The 13,596-nt window shown below is 35.1% G+C and carries 28 protein-coding genes; all 28 read left to right on the top strand.

What is annotated here, in order from left to right:
- The first annotated feature begins 9 nt into the window (after nt 1-9).
- Genes rplC through BN854_RS06665 form a run of 28 tightly spaced genes read left to right on the top strand, consistent with a single transcriptional unit; the run spans nt 10 to nt 13,594 of the window.
- Nucleotides 10-651, top strand: coding sequence for a 50S ribosomal protein L3 (rplC, locus tag BN854_RS06800; protein WP_030003810.1), 642 nt, complete (start codon nt 10-12; stop codon nt 649-651).
- Nucleotides 652-662: 11 nt separating this feature from the next.
- Nucleotides 663-1,286 (top strand): 50S ribosomal protein L4, encoded by a 624-nt coding sequence (gene rplD / locus BN854_RS06795; RefSeq protein WP_030003809.1) that lies wholly within the window; start codon nt 663-665, stop codon nt 1,284-1,286.
- Complete coding sequence (gene rplW, locus BN854_RS06790) at nt 1,286-1,573, top strand: 50S ribosomal protein L23 (RefSeq protein ID WP_030003808.1); 288 nt, start codon at nt 1,286-1,288, stop codon at nt 1,571-1,573. The genes rplD and rplW overlap by 1 nt, the downstream gene beginning before the upstream one ends.
- A gap of 30 nt (nt 1,574-1,603) precedes the next feature.
- Nucleotides 1,604-2,434, top strand: a complete 831-nt coding sequence (gene rplB / locus BN854_RS06785) for a 50S ribosomal protein L2 (protein ID WP_030003807.1) — start codon at nt 1,604-1,606, stop codon at nt 2,432-2,434.
- Nucleotides 2,435-2,447: 13 nt separating this feature from the next.
- A complete protein-coding gene (gene rpsS, locus BN854_RS06780) occupies nt 2,448-2,726 on the top strand; it encodes a 30S ribosomal protein S19 (protein ID WP_030003806.1) in 279 nt (92 codons plus the stop codon).
- 18 nt (nt 2,727-2,744) lie between these two features.
- Nucleotides 2,745-3,080 (top strand): 50S ribosomal protein L22, encoded by a 336-nt coding sequence (gene rplV / locus BN854_RS06775; protein ID WP_030003805.1) that lies wholly within the window; start codon nt 2,745-2,747, stop codon nt 3,078-3,080.
- A 12-nt stretch (nt 3,081-3,092) separates the two neighbouring features.
- Nucleotides 3,093-3,815 (top strand): 30S ribosomal protein S3, encoded by a 723-nt coding sequence (gene rpsC, locus BN854_RS06770; RefSeq protein WP_030003804.1) that lies wholly within the window; start codon nt 3,093-3,095, stop codon nt 3,813-3,815.
- 2 nt (nt 3,816-3,817) lie between these two features.
- Nucleotides 3,818-4,234, top strand: a complete 417-nt coding sequence (rplP, locus tag BN854_RS06765) for a 50S ribosomal protein L16 (RefSeq protein WP_030003803.1) — start codon at nt 3,818-3,820, stop codon at nt 4,232-4,234.
- Nucleotides 4,231-4,419, top strand: coding sequence for a 50S ribosomal protein L29 (rpmC, locus tag BN854_RS06760; protein ID WP_030003802.1), 189 nt, complete (start codon nt 4,231-4,233; stop codon nt 4,417-4,419). Before rplP ends, rpmC begins: the two co-directional genes overlap by 4 nt.
- Nucleotides 4,420-4,429: 10 nt before the next feature.
- On the top strand, nt 4,430-4,693 hold the full coding sequence (rpsQ, locus tag BN854_RS06755) for a 30S ribosomal protein S17 (protein ID WP_052693011.1): 264 nt from the start codon (nt 4,430-4,432) through the stop codon (nt 4,691-4,693).
- A gap of 14 nt (nt 4,694-4,707) precedes the next feature.
- Nucleotides 4,708-5,076, top strand: coding sequence for a 50S ribosomal protein L14 (rplN, locus tag BN854_RS06750; RefSeq protein ID WP_030003800.1), 369 nt, complete (start codon nt 4,708-4,710; stop codon nt 5,074-5,076).
- 13 nt (nt 5,077-5,089) lie between these two features.
- Nucleotides 5,090-5,440 carry a 50S ribosomal protein L24 gene (gene rplX, locus BN854_RS06745; protein ID WP_030003799.1) on the top strand — a complete coding sequence of 117 codons (351 nt, stop codon included), beginning with the start codon at nt 5,090-5,092 and terminating at the stop codon, nt 5,438-5,440.
- 14 nt (nt 5,441-5,454) lie between these two features.
- Nucleotides 5,455-5,994, top strand: a complete 540-nt coding sequence (gene rplE / locus BN854_RS06740) for a 50S ribosomal protein L5 (protein WP_030003798.1) — start codon at nt 5,455-5,457, stop codon at nt 5,992-5,994.
- Between the two features lie 11 nt (nt 5,995-6,005).
- Nucleotides 6,006-6,275 carry a 30S ribosomal protein S14 gene (rpsN, locus tag BN854_RS06735; protein WP_030003797.1) on the top strand — a complete coding sequence of 90 codons (270 nt, stop codon included), beginning with the start codon at nt 6,006-6,008 and terminating at the stop codon, nt 6,273-6,275.
- 15 nt (nt 6,276-6,290) lie between these two features.
- On the top strand, nt 6,291-6,686 hold the full coding sequence (gene rpsH / locus BN854_RS06730) for a 30S ribosomal protein S8 (RefSeq protein WP_030003796.1): 396 nt from the start codon (nt 6,291-6,293) through the stop codon (nt 6,684-6,686).
- A 15-nt stretch (nt 6,687-6,701) separates the two neighbouring features.
- Nucleotides 6,702-7,241, top strand: coding sequence for a 50S ribosomal protein L6 (gene rplF / locus BN854_RS06725; protein WP_030003795.1), 540 nt, complete (start codon nt 6,702-6,704; stop codon nt 7,239-7,241).
- Nucleotides 7,242-7,259: 18 nt separating this feature from the next.
- On the top strand, nt 7,260-7,613 hold the full coding sequence (gene rplR / locus BN854_RS06720) for a 50S ribosomal protein L18 (protein ID WP_030003794.1): 354 nt from the start codon (nt 7,260-7,262) through the stop codon (nt 7,611-7,613).
- Nucleotides 7,614-7,626: 13 nt separating this feature from the next.
- Nucleotides 7,627-8,130 carry a 30S ribosomal protein S5 gene (gene rpsE, locus BN854_RS06715; RefSeq protein ID WP_030003793.1) on the top strand — a complete coding sequence of 168 codons (504 nt, stop codon included), beginning with the start codon at nt 7,627-7,629 and terminating at the stop codon, nt 8,128-8,130.
- Nucleotides 8,130-8,309, top strand: a complete 180-nt coding sequence (rpmD, locus tag BN854_RS06710) for a 50S ribosomal protein L30 (RefSeq protein WP_030003792.1) — start codon at nt 8,130-8,132, stop codon at nt 8,307-8,309. The genes rpsE and rpmD overlap by 1 nt, the downstream gene beginning before the upstream one ends.
- Nucleotides 8,310-8,324: 15 nt before the next feature.
- The gene (rplO, locus tag BN854_RS06705) at nt 8,325-8,762 is read left to right on the top strand and encodes a 50S ribosomal protein L15 (RefSeq protein WP_030003791.1); all 438 of its coding nucleotides are present in this window, start codon (nt 8,325-8,327) and stop codon (nt 8,760-8,762) included.
- Between the two features lies 1 nt (nt 8,763).
- Entirely contained in the window at nt 8,764-10,038 is a 1,275-nt protein-coding gene (gene secY, locus BN854_RS06700) for a preprotein translocase subunit SecY (protein WP_030003790.1), read from the top strand.
- Nucleotides 10,039-10,052: 14 nt separating this feature from the next.
- Complete coding sequence (locus BN854_RS06695; protein ID WP_030003789.1) at nt 10,053-10,697, top strand: adenylate kinase; 645 nt, start codon at nt 10,053-10,055, stop codon at nt 10,695-10,697.
- Entirely contained in the window at nt 10,698-11,453 is a 756-nt protein-coding gene (gene map, locus BN854_RS06690) for a type I methionyl aminopeptidase (protein WP_030003788.1), read from the top strand.
- A gap of 4 nt (nt 11,454-11,457) precedes the next feature.
- Nucleotides 11,458-11,676 (top strand): translation initiation factor IF-1, encoded by a 219-nt coding sequence (infA, locus tag BN854_RS06685; protein ID WP_030003787.1) that lies wholly within the window; start codon nt 11,458-11,460, stop codon nt 11,674-11,676.
- Between the two features lie 12 nt (nt 11,677-11,688).
- Complete coding sequence (rpmJ, locus tag BN854_RS06680) at nt 11,689-11,805, top strand: 50S ribosomal protein L36 (protein WP_030003786.1); 117 nt, start codon at nt 11,689-11,691, stop codon at nt 11,803-11,805.
- Between the two features lie 12 nt (nt 11,806-11,817).
- On the top strand, nt 11,818-12,183 hold the full coding sequence (gene rpsM, locus BN854_RS06675) for a 30S ribosomal protein S13 (RefSeq protein ID WP_030003785.1): 366 nt from the start codon (nt 11,818-11,820) through the stop codon (nt 12,181-12,183).
- Nucleotides 12,184-12,196: 13 nt separating this feature from the next.
- Complete coding sequence (rpsK, locus tag BN854_RS06670) at nt 12,197-12,583, top strand: 30S ribosomal protein S11 (RefSeq protein WP_030003784.1); 387 nt, start codon at nt 12,197-12,199, stop codon at nt 12,581-12,583.
- 18 nt (nt 12,584-12,601) lie between these two features.
- The gene (locus tag BN854_RS06665; protein ID WP_030003783.1) at nt 12,602-13,594 is read left to right on the top strand and encodes a DNA-directed RNA polymerase subunit alpha; all 993 of its coding nucleotides are present in this window, start codon (nt 12,602-12,604) and stop codon (nt 13,592-13,594) included.
- Nucleotides 13,595-13,596: the final 2 nt, after the last annotated feature.

Here is a 13,596-nt window from a genome sequence, read left to right as displayed (position 1 = left end):
GGAACAGCAATGGCCAAAGGAATCTTAGGTAGAAAAATCGGAATGACACAAGTTTTCGATGAAAATGGTGTTTTAATTCCAGTAACCGTTATTGATGTAGCTGACAACGTAGTTCTACAACAAAAAACTGTCGAAATAGATGGTTATGTAGCAACTCAAGTTGGTTTTGAATCAAAACGTGAAACATTGAGTAACAAGCCTGAATTAGGGCACGTGAAAAAAGCTAATACAGCACCTAAGCGCTTCGTTAAAGAAATTCGCTTTAAAGAAGAGCTTACAAATGAATTAGCGAATTTAGAGGCAGGTAACTCTGTAGATCTAAACTTATTTGCAGCAGGAGAAGTTGTTGACGTTACAGGAACTTCAAAAGGGCAAGGTTTTGCAGGTGCTATTAAGCGCCATAATCAATCAAGAGGACCTATGACTCATGGTTCTAGATACCACCGTAGACCAGGTTCTATGGGACCTATCAAAGGAAACATGAAAGGTAAGAACTTACCTGGACAAATGGGTAACGAACAAGTAACAGTTCAAAACTTAAAAGTTGTAGCTGTTGACACAGAAAATGAAGTATTGTTAATTAGCGGAAGTATTCCAGGACCTAAAAAAGGTTTTGTAGTAGTAAAATCTGCAATTAAGAGTGCTAAATAAGGAGGGGTAATATGCCAAAATATGATGTATTAAATCAATCAGGTTCTAAAGTGGAACAATTAACCCTATCTGAACAAGTTTTCGGTATCGAACCAAACCAACAAGTTTTATATGATGTAGTAAACGCTCAAAGAGCTGCAATGCGTCAAGGAACACACTCAGTTAAAAACAGAGCAGATGTTTCAGGTGGCGGTAAGAAACCATGGAGACAAAAAGGAACTGGACGCGCACGCCAAGGTTCAATCAGATCACCACAATGGCGTGGTGGTGGTATCGTATTCGGTCCAACACCAAGAAGCTATGAAGTTAAAGTAAATCAAAAAGTTCGTAAGTTAGCTTTACGTTCAGCATTATCTGCTCACGTTAAAAGAGAACAAATCGTTGTTGTTGAAAACTTTAATTTAGAAACTCGTAAAACAAAAGATTTTAAAGCAATCTTAGATAGCTTAAATCTAACAGGAAAAATCTTAGTAGTATCAGCTGAATTATCAGACAACGTAGTATTAGCAGCAAGAAACATCCCAGGTGTTTCATTAGAAGTTGCTTCACACGTAAGTGTTTACGATTTATTAAATTGTAAAAAACTAGTATTAACTAAAGATGCTGTTTCATACTTTGAGGAGGTATTAGCTTAATGACTAAATATTATGAACTAATCAAAGCTCCTATCGTTACTGAACAATCAATGAATTTAATTGAAACAGAAAATAAATATACTTTTAAAGTTGAAAAAACTGCAAATAAAGTTGAAATCAAAAAAGCGATTGAAACAATATTTAATGTAAAAGTTGTTTCAGTTAATACAGTAACCGTATTACCTAAGAAAAAAAGAATGGGTAAATATGAAGGATTCACTGCTGGATATAAAAAAGCAGTAGTAAAATTAGCAGAAGGTCAAAAAATAGACGCTTTTGCACTATAAAATAAGTGAAAGTTAGAGGAGAATTAACCTATGGCGGTTAAAAAATACAAACCAACGACAAATGGTCGTCGTAATATGAGTGTTTTAACATTCGAAGAAATTACAACATCTACTCCTGAAAAATCACTACTTGAGCCAATCAAACGTACTGGTGGACGTAACAATCAAGGTAAAATGACTGTTAGACACATCGGTGGCGGTGCTAAAAGAAAATACCGTGTTATTGATTTCAAAAGAAATAAAGATAATGTTATTGGTAAAGTAGCAACAATCGAGTATGATCCAAACAGAAGTGCAAACATCGCATTAATCCATTATTTAGATGGAGAAAAAAGATATATTTTAGCTCCTAAAGGTTTAGTAGTCGGAATGACTGTTGAATCAGGTGCTGAAGTAGACATCAAAACAGGTAACGCATTACCTATTATGAATATTCCAGTTGGTACAGTTGTACACAACATCGAATTAAGTCCAGGTAAAGGTGGACAAATTGCACGTAGTGCAGGTGCTTCAGTACAAATCCTTGGACGTGAAGCTAAATACGTTTTAGTACGTTTACAATCAGGAGAAGTTCGTAAAATATTAGGAACTTGTCGTGCTACAGTTGGTTCAGTTGGTAACGAATCATACGAATTAGTAAACGTAGGTAAAGCAGGTAAAACACGTCACTTAGGAATTCGTCCAACTGTTCGTGGTTCTGTAATGAACCCTAATGATCACCCACACGGTGGTGGTGAAGGACGTACACCAGTAGGACGTAAGTCACCAATGACCCCATGGGGTAAAAAAGCACGTGGTATTAAAACACGTGATAGCAAGAAAGCGTCTACTTCATTAATTATTAGACGCCGCACGAAATAATTAGGAGGGAATTATGGCACGTTCAATTAAAAAAGGCCCATTTTGTGACTCACACTTATTAGTTAAAGTACAAAAACAAAATGCTGCCAATGAGAAAAAAGTTATACAAACATGGTCACGTCGTTCAACCATTTTCCCAGAATTTATTGGTCACACAATCGCTGTATATAACGGTAGAGAACATTTACCAGTTTATATTACAGAAGATATGGTTGGTCATAAATTAGGAGAATTTGCTCCAACACGTACATTCCGTGGACACGAAAAAGATAAGAAAGCTAAGAAAAAATAATTGGAGGAGAATTAAAACATGGAAGCAAAAGCAATTGCAAAAACAGTTCGTATTGCACCAAGAAAAGCACGCTTAGTGATTGATTTAATCCGTGGGCAAAATATTAAAGAAGCACAAGCTATCTTAATGTTTACACCACGCGCTGCCTCACCAATTATTTTAAAGGTGTTAAATAGTGCAGTAGCTAACGCATCACACAACTTGAACTTAGACGAAACTAAATTATATGTAAAAGAAGCTTACGTTGGAGAAGGCGTAAGACTTAAAAGATTATTGCCAAGAGCTAAAGGTCAAGGCGATATCATTCAAAAAAGAACTAGCCACATTACTGTGGTAGTAGCAGAAAGAGAATAAAGGAGGGAAACAATGGGTCAAAAAACTAATCCAAACGGACTTCGTTTAGGAATCATCCGTTCATGGGAATCAAAATGGTATGCAAACGAAAAAGATGTACCTGCATTAATTAATGAAGACTACAACATTCGTAAATATTTAAACAAAGTTTACAAAAAAGCCGGCGTTTCTCAAATTGAAATCGAACGTCTTAAAGGTAAAGCAAAAGATCGTATTAAAGTTACTTTATATACTGCTAAACCTGGTATTGTAATTGGTAGAGATGGTGAAACAAGAAATAAAGCTGTTTCTGAATTAGAATACTTAACTAAAAAAGAAATCGTATTTAACGTAGTTGAAGTTAAACGCCCTGAAAAAGTTGCAGAATTAGTTGCACAAAACATGGCTGAACAACTTGAAAATCGTGCGTCATTCAGACGTGTTCAAAAGATTGCTATCCAACGTGCCTTAAAATCAGGTGCTAAAGGAGTTAAAACTTTAGTATCAGGTCGTCTAGGTGGAGCTGAAATGGCTCGTAGCGAAGGATATTCAGAAGGACGCGTTCCATTACATACTTTACGTGCAGACGTAGACTATGCAACAGCTGAAGCTCATACAACATATGGAGTTTTAGGTATCAAAGTATGGGTTTTCCATGGCGAAGTATTACCTGGACAAACAATCTTAGATACAAGAAAACCATTTGAAGCTTCTGCACCAAGACCACAAAGACGCAATCGTAAAGGAGGCAAATAATTATGTTAATGCCTAAAAGAACGAAATACCGTCGTCCTCATCGCGTAAGCTATGAAGGAAAAGCAAAAGGTAGAAATGAAATTATTAACGGTGATTATGCATTAGTTGCTAAAGAAGGAGCTTGGATTACAAATAGACAAATCGAAGCTGCTCGTATTGCAATGACTCGTCATATGAAACGTTTAGGTAAAGTATGGATTAATATTTTCCCACATTTAGCAAAAACTAAGAAACCTCTAGAAGTACGTATGGGTTCTGGTAAAGGGGCTCCTGATCATTGGGTAGCTGTTGTTAAAGAAGGAAAAATCTTATTTGAAATCAATGGTGTTACTGATGCAGTAGCTATTGAAGCGTTAAGATTAGCATCTCATAAATTACCAATTAAAACTAAAATTGTTAAAAGAGGTGAAGAAGCGTGAAAGCAGCTGAAATCCGTAAACTTGACACTACTGAGTTAGAAGCTAAAATTGCTGAGCTAAAAGCTGAATTATTCAACTTGCGCTTCCAACTAGCAGTAGGCCAATTAGAAAATACTGCACGTATTAATAAAGTTAGAAAAACAATAGCACAGATGAAAACAATCATCAGTGAACGTAATGAGTAAGGAGGATACAATGATGGAACGTAATCAAAGAAAAGTGTATACCGGAACAGTTGTATCCGATAAAATGGAAAAAACTGTTACTGTTGTTGTAAACAATTATAAAAAAGACCGTTTATACGGAAAAAGAGTTAAACAATCTAAAAAATATCATGTGCATGATGAAGAAGGTATCGCTAAATTAGGAGATACTGTAACAATCATCGAAACTAGACCACTATCAAAAACTAAGAGATTCCGTGTTTTAAAAGTGGTTTCACATGCTGATTTAGTGTAAAGGAGGCGTAAACGATGATACAACAAGAAAGTAGATTGGTTGTCGCTGATAACAGTGGCGCTAAAGAAGTCTTAGTTATTAAAGTATTAGGTGGTACGCGCCGTCGCTATGCTAACATCGGTGATGTTGTAGTAGTGACTGTAAAAAAAGCAATTCCAGCTGGTACAGTTAAAAAAGGTGATGTAGTAAAAGCAGTTATCGTTCGTACGAAAAGCGGATTACGTCGTGTAGACGGATCATACATTAAATTTGATGAAAATGCAGCAGTAATTATTAAAGATGATTTAACACCACGTGGAACTCGTATTTTCGGGCCAGTGGCAAGAGAACTAAGAGAAAAAAGCTTCATGAAGATCGTTTCTCTAGCTCCAGAAGTGTTATAAGGAGGTCATATCTATGTATATTAAAACTGGTGATACAGTTGCAGTGATTGCTGGACGTGATCAATTTGTAACTGATAAAAAAGGAACAAAAACTCGTAAAACAGGACGCGTTCTAAAAGTATTAAAAAGTCAAGATAGAGTAGTTGTTGAAGGAGTTAATGTTGTTAAAAAACATCAACGCCCAACACAAGCAAACGATAAAGGTGGAATTATAGAAGTTGAAGCTCCTATCCATGTTTCAAATGTTGCTTTACTTGATCCAAAAAGTGGAGAACCAACAAAAGTTGGATTCCGTGTAGAAAATGGTAAAAAAGTAAGATTTGCTAGAAAATCTGGAACTACCATTGATTCTGCTAAAAAATAAGGAGGAAATGACGAATGAGTAATTTAAAAACAGTATATAACGATGTTGTCAAATCCGAACTTATAAAAACATTTAACTATTCTTCAGCAATGCAAGTACCTAAACTTGAAAAAATCGTTATCAACATGGGTGTTGGTGACGCTGTATTCAACTCAAAAGTATTAGATGATGCTGTAGAAGAATTAATGCAATTAAGTGGACAACGTCCAGTAGTTACAAAAGCAAAAAAATCAATTGCAAACTTTAAACTAAGAGAACAAATGCCTATTGGTGCTAAAGTTACTTTAAGAGGAGAACGTATGTATCTTTTCTTAGAAAAATTAATCCAAATTGCATTACCTCGTGTAAGAGATTTTAGAGGCGTTTCTGGAAACGCATTTGATGGTAGAGGGAACTATACGTTAGGTCTTAGAGAACAAATCGTATTCCCAGAAATCAATATCGATAAAGTGAAAAAAGTTCGCGGTATGGATATTGTTATCGTAACAACGGCTCAAACAGACGAAGAAGCTAAAAAATTATTAAGCTTATTCGGTATGCCGTTTAAGAAATAAGGAGTAAGCACATGGCAAAAAAATCAAAGATTGCAAAAGATCAAAAACAACGCGAACTTGTAGCTATTTATGCTGAAAAAAGAAGAGCTCTTAAAGAAGCTGGAGATTATGAAGGATTAGCAAAAATTCCTGCAAACGCATCACCAGTAAGATTACGTAATAGAGACTCAATAGATGGAAGACCTCGTGCATATATGCGTAAATTTGGTATTTCACGTATCAAATTCCGTGATTTAGCACACAAAGGCGAACTACCAGGCGTTAAAAAAGCTAGCTGGTAAGAAGGAGGATATAAAATGGTTATGACTGATCCAATCGCGGATATGTTAACTCGTATTCGTAATGCAAACAAAATGCGTCATCCAAAAGTTGAAATCCCTGCTTCTAAATTAAAAGCTGAAGTATTATCAGTATTAAAAAAAGAAGGATTCATCAAGGATTTCAGCATTCAAAAAACTGAAAAAGCAAATATCGTAGTAACACTTAAATACACTCTAGAAAATGAAAGAGTTATTAAAGGGTTAAAAAGGATATCGAAACCAGGTCTCCGTGTTTATGCACAAGTTGAACAATTACCTAAAGTATTAAATGGTTTAGGAATTGCATTAATCTCAACTTCAAAAGGGATTTTAACAGATCGCGAAGCTCGTTTAGCTAAAGTTGGCGGCGAAGTTTTAGCTTACGTATGGTAATATAAGGAGGAAATTATGTCACGTATAGGTAATAAAGTGATTCAAGTTCCTGCTTCAGTTACTGTAGACATTAACGAAAACAATTTCGTTACTGTTAAAGGACCTAAAGGACAACTTGAATTCCAATTCAACGAAAATTTAATTTTATCATTAGAAGAAGGAAGCTTAAAAGTAGCTCGTCCTAATGATGAAAGATTTATCAAAAAAATTCACGGAACTACTCGTGCTTTACTAGCAAACATGATTCATGGTGTTAGTGAAGGATTCAAAAAACAATTAGAAATCATTGGGGTTGGGTATAGAGCTCAATTACAAGGATCTAAATTAGTATTAGCATTAGGATTCTCTCATCCAGTTGAATTAGATATTCCTGCTGGATTAACAGTTGAAGTTCCTAAAAATACTGAATTAACAATTAGCGGAATTGACAAACAATTAGTTGGTGAATTCTCAGCAAACATTAGAAAATTACGCAAACCAGAACCATACAAAGGAAAAGGTATTCGTTATGTTGGTGAATATGTTCCTCGTAAGGCTGGGAAAACTGCTAAATAAGAAAGGATATAGTAGACTATGATAACAAAACAATCATCAAACGTAAATCGTCAAAAACGTCATTTACGTATCAGAAAGACTGTTATTGGTACTAATGAACGCCCACGTTTAAGTGTATACCGTTCAAACACAGCGCTCTATGTCCAACTTGTTGACGATGAAAAACAAGTAACATTAGTTAGCGCACGTAGCCAAGAAACAAACGTAAAAGGTTCTAATATCGAAGCTGCAACAGCATTAGGACAATTAATTGCTAAAAAAGCATTAGACAATGGTATTAATACTATTGTATTTGACAGAAGTGGTTATTTATACCATGGACGTATTAAAGCATTAGCTGAAGCTGCTCGTGAAGCAGGCTTACAATTCTAAGGAGGAAGAAACAATGGCGAAAAATGAACTTAAAGAACAAGAAGTTGTTTTTGAAGAAAAAGTTGTTGCGATAAACCGTGTAACTAAAGTAGTTAAAGGTGGCCGTCGTTTCCGTTTCTCAGCATTAGTTGTTGTAGGCGATAGAAAAGGTCACGTTGGTTTCGGTACAGGTAAAGCTCAAGAAGTACCTGAAGCAATTAAAAAAGCAGTAGAAGACGCAAGAAAAAATTTAATCACAGTTCCATTAGTAGGAACAACAATTCCACACGAAATAACAGGAAACTTTGGAGCAGGAAAAATTTTCTTCAAACCTGCTGCTGAAGGTACTGGAGTTATTGCTGGTGGTGCGGTTCGTATCGTATTTGAATTAGCTGGAATTACTGACATCTTGTCAAAATCAATTGGTTCAAGAACTCCAATCAACATGGTTAGAGCAACATTTAATGGTCTTGAATTATTAAGAACACCTGAACAAGTAGCAAAACTACGCGGTGTAGATGTGGCAGGTTTACTATAATGAAATTTGAAATTACATTAACTAAGAGCCTAATTGGCCGTAAACCAAACCAAGCAAGAACAGCTAAAGCATTAGGATTAACTAAAATTAATCAAACCGTAGTAAAAGATGACAACGAAGCAATCCGTGGAATGATTAAAACAATTTCACACTTTGTTTCTGTCAAAGAAATAGCGTAAGGAGGAAGACACATCATGTTAAACGAATTAAAACCCGTAGCAGGTGCACGTCAATCACGCAAACGTTTAGGCCGTGGTCCAGGTAGCGGAACCGGAAAAACTTCTGGTAAAGGTAACAAAGGACAATTAGCACGCTCAGGCGGAGGCACACGTCCTGGATTTGAAGGGGGACAACTTCCTTTCTTCCAAAGAATTCCTAAAAGAGGATTCAACAACTTCACTAGAAAAGAATATGCTGTAGTTAATTTAACAGATTTAGAAATTTTTAATGATGGTGATATTATCACTCCAGAAGTATTATTAGAAAAAAGAATCGTTACTAAGTTATTGTCAGGTGTTAAAGTATTAGCAAATGGCGAATTAACAAAAAAATTAACTGTTAAAGCAAGCAAGTTTTCAAAAGCTGCAAACGATGCAATCTTAGCAGTTGGCGGAACTGTAGAGGTGATTTAGTGTGTGGCAACGTATAAAACTAGTATTAAGTAACAAAACTGTAATGCTTCGCATTGCAATCACCCTGCTCATCATACTAGTATTTAAGATTGCTAGTTATATTCCAATTCCACTGTTCAATAAAGAACAATTAACCACTGATTTTGGATCTGGATTCTTATCTATATTAAATAGTTATAGTGGGCAAGCGTTAGCTCGTTTCTCAGTATTCTCATTGGGAATATCGCCTTATATTACTGCATCCATTGCAGTACAGTTATTACAAACTGTAATTCCTTCTTTAAAAGAATGGAACGAACAAGGTGAGGCTGGTAAACAAAAAAGCGCTAGATTAACACGATATTTAGCAATTGCATTAGCATTTGCTCAAGCATTATTATTAATTTTAGGTGTAGGTTCTCCATTACAACATGGTGTTCGACAAAGTATTTGGATTTATTTATATATGGCCCTAACAGTTACTGCAGCATCTGCTGTAACAATTTGGCTGGCTGATTTAATCACTGCTAAAGGTGTAGGAAACGGAACATCAATTATGATTGTTACTGGTATGGTTACTAGCTTACCTATCATGTATACAACTTTATCTCAAAAATACTTGGGATCAAGTTTCACATGGGGAAACTTAGGATTATTCAGTATTATCGTCTTACTTAACATCTTTATTCTACTAGCAGTTATATATGTATACGTTGCAACACGAAAAATCCCTATTCAATATGCGAATAGACAAGGTAAAACAGATTCTAATATCCCACTTAAAATTAACAGTGCTGGGGTATTACCTGTAATCTTTGCTTCAACATTAACAAGTATTCCACTTACTATTGTTGGGCTAACAAGTAACAGTACTTCAGGTACTAGCACTTGGATTAATAACATCTTTAACTCACAAGAACCATTAGGGTTCATATTATATATGATTTTAATTGTTATATTCTCATTCTTTTATACGTTTATGACAGTTAACCCAACTCAAATGGCTGACAATTTATCTAAACAAGATGCTTATATTCCAGGGATTAGACCAGGAGAAGATACTAAAAATTTCATTGCTAAAATCTTATTTAAGATTACAGTAATTGGTACAGTGTTTATTGCAGTACTTGCAGCACTTCCAATTATCACTAGCTGGATTTTTGGTTTCACAGCAGCAGAAGCAAGTGCAATTTCAATTGGTGGTACAAGTTTACTTATCATCGTAGGGGTTGCTGTTGAAACAACTCAACAAATTGAAGCTGCAGCTAACAAAGACCAATATACAGGTCTATTTTAACAGGTGGTGTAAAAGTGCAACTTATTCTTATGGGGCCTCCAGGTGTTGGAAAAGGTTCACAAGCATCTGTGCTGTCAAAAAAATTAAACATCCCTCATATTTCTACAGGGGATATGTTTAGAAAACATTTTAAAGAAAATACAAGTTTAGGAAAGCTTGCAAAAAGTTATACTGATAAAGGACTATTAGTTCCTGATGAAGTAACAAACCAAATGGTAGAAGATCGCTTTTTAGATAGTGATATCAAAAATGGTTTTCTACTAGATGGATTTCCTAGAAATCTAGCTCAAGCAAAATTCTTAGATGAATTATTTGAAAGAAAAGGCATTAAATTAACTGCAGCAGTTGATATTACTGCAGATGACAAAGTTTTGGTTAAAAGAATTACTGGTAGAAGAGTTTGCCCAACATGTGGAGCTGTATATCATATTGATAACAACCCACCAAAAGTTGCGGGACTATGTGATAACGATTCTACACCATTAATTCAAAGAGCTGATGATAAAGAAGAAACAGTTTTAAACCGTTTAAAGGTATATAAGGATGAAACATTCCCTATTATCGAATATTATCAAAATCAAAATCTTGTATACAAGGTAGATGGTATGAAGTCAATTGACGAAGTTACCCAAACTATCTTAAAGGCATTAGGTGAGTAAATGATTTTAATAAAGTCAAAAAGAGAAATTGAGTTGATGAAAAAAGCAGGAGAAATATTAGACATGACTCGTAAGATGTTAGTGCCTCATATTAAACCAGGTGTTAGTACTCATCAGCTTGATATACTCGCTGAAAATTTCATAAAAGATCAAGGAGCAACTCCCTCATTTAAAAACTATAATGGTTTTCCGGGATCAATCTGCGCATCAGTTAATGAAGTTGTTGTACATGGTATTCCATCTAAAAAGAAAATCTTAAAAGATGGTGATATTATTACAGTTGATTTAGGAGTATGTTATAAAGGATACCATTCAGATTCTGCATGGACATATCCAGTTGGCAATATTTCTGATGAAGTAAAACAATTGTTAGAGGTCACAGAAAAATCATTATTTATTGGTTTAGAACAAGCCAAACCAGGTAATCATGTATCTGACATTTCACATGCTATTGAACAATTCGTTAAACCATATGGTTATGGTATTGTCGAAGAGTTTACCGGACATGGAATTGGACAAAGTTTACATGAAGATCCATATGTACCTAATTTTGGAGCACCAAAACAAGGAGCATTATTAAAACCAGGTATGACATTTTGTGTTGAACCAATGCTAAATCTAGGCACAAAAAGAGTAAGAATTCTATCAGATAACTGGACAACCGTAACAAGCGACAAGAAGTATAGTGCACATTATGAACATACGATTGTTATTACTGAGACAGGATATGAAATTTTGTCTACAATAAAGGAGTGAGTGAATGGCTAGAGAAGATTTAATTGAAGTAGAAGCTAAAGTCATTGAAGTATTACCTAATACTAAATTTAAAGTAGAGTTAGAAAACGGACATATCGTTCTAGCTCATGTTTCTGGTAAAATCCGTATCAACAACATACGCATTTTACCTGGTGATAAAGTTACAGTTGAATTATCACCATATGATTTAACCCGTGGGCGAATTACTTATCGCCGTAAATAAGGAGGACACAAAGTGAAAGTTAGAGCATCCGTAAAGAAACGTAGTGCAGATGACATCATTGTACGTCGTAAAGGCCGCGTTTATGTAATCAACAAAAAAGTTAGAAGAAATAACCAAAGACAAGGTTAAGGAGACAGAACTATGGCAAGAATAGCAGGCGTTGACATTCCACGTGACAAACGTGTTGTGGTTTCGTTAACATATATTTATGGTATTGGTCTAACAACATCTAAAACAATCTTAGCAAATGCAAATATTAGTGAAGATGTTCGTGTTAAAGACTTAACAGAAGACCAATTATCAGCAATTCGTACAGAAATTGCAAATGTCACTGTTGAAGGTGATTTAAGAAGAGAAGTAACATTAAATATTAAACGTTTAATGGAAATCGGCTCATATCGTGGTATCCGCCATCGTAGAAATTTACCAGTTCGTGGACAAAACACTAGAAATAATGCACGTACTAGAAAAGGTAAAGCAAAAGCGATCGCTGGTAAGAAGAAATAAGGAGGAATAGAAAATGGCACGTAAGAAAACAACTAAACGTAGAGTTAAGAAAAACATTCCCCTAGGTATTGCACATATTCATACAACATTTAACAATACAATCGTAACTATCACAGACCCAGAAGGAAATGCAGTAGCATGGAGTAGTGCGGGAGTTTTACAATTTAAAGGTAGCCGTAAGTCAACACCATTTGCTGCACAAATGTCAGCAGAAGCTGCAGCTAAAGCAGCAATGGAAAATGGAATGATCAAAGTTGAAGTATTCATTAAAGGTCCAGGACCTGGACGTGAAGCAGCAATTCGTTCATTACAAACAGCTGGACTAGAAATTACAGCTATCAAAGACGTAACACCAGTACCACATAATGGATGTAGACCACCAAAACGTCCACGTGGATAATCCGGGGAGGTAATGCTTGTGAAAGACTTAAAATTTGAAAAACCAAGTGCAGTTGAAGAAATATCTGTTGATGGAAATAAGGGTAAATTTGTTATTAGACCTTTAGAAAGAGGATACGGAGTAACAATTGGTAATGCTTTAAGAAGAGTTTTACTATCTTCATTGCCAGGTGCTGCAATCGTTAATACAAAAATTGACGGTGTAGAACATGAATTTTCAACTATCAGTGGAGTTTACGAAGACGTAATGGAAATCGTCCTTAATTTAAAAAAGGTTGTATTCTCTGTTGACTCTGACGACTCTCAATATGAACAAAAATTAGAGTTATACGCAGTCGGACCTGGAGTTGTAACTGCAGCTGACTTTAATCGCGTTGATGGCGTAACTGTTATCAATCCAGATCAAGTTATTGCAAACTTAGCTGAAGATGGAAAACTATCTATGGTTGTCACAATTAGACGTGGAATCGGATATGTTAGCGCAGAAAATAATAAAGTATATAGTAAATACGAAGTGGGAGTTATTCCTATTGACTCATTATATACGCCAGTAGAAAGAGTATCTTATCATGTTGAAAAAACAAGAGGAGATAGCGATGAATTAACAATTGAAATTGAAACTAATGGTGCTATCGATGTAAAAGAAGCATTATCATTAGCTTCAAAAATGTTAGTTGATTATTTTAATGTAATCGTTCAAATTGGAGAACAAGCATCTCAAAAAGATTTTATATATGAACCAACAGAAGAGCCAAGTAGTAAGAAGTTAGAAATGAGAGTTGAACAACTTGATTTATCAGTTAGACTATTTAACAGTCTAAAACGTTCAGGAATTGCAACAGTTGCTGAATTAGTAAAACTAACTGAAGAAGAAGTAATGCGCTTTAGAAGTTTAGGACGTAAATCATTTAAAGAACTTAAAGAAAAACTTGCTGAAAATGGCTTAGAATTTGAACATAGCATGAGCAAAGATTCAAGATTTGATCTTGATTATGACGAAGATAAGGAGTAATA

Source organism: Alteracholeplasma palmae J233, assembly GCF_000968055.1.
GTDB classification, from domain to species: Bacteria; Bacillota_I; Bacilli_A; order Acholeplasmatales; family Acholeplasmataceae; genus Alteracholeplasma; species Alteracholeplasma palmae.
The sequence above is the reverse complement of the archived record's forward strand: the minus strand, read 5'-3'. Positions and strand labels throughout refer to the sequence as shown.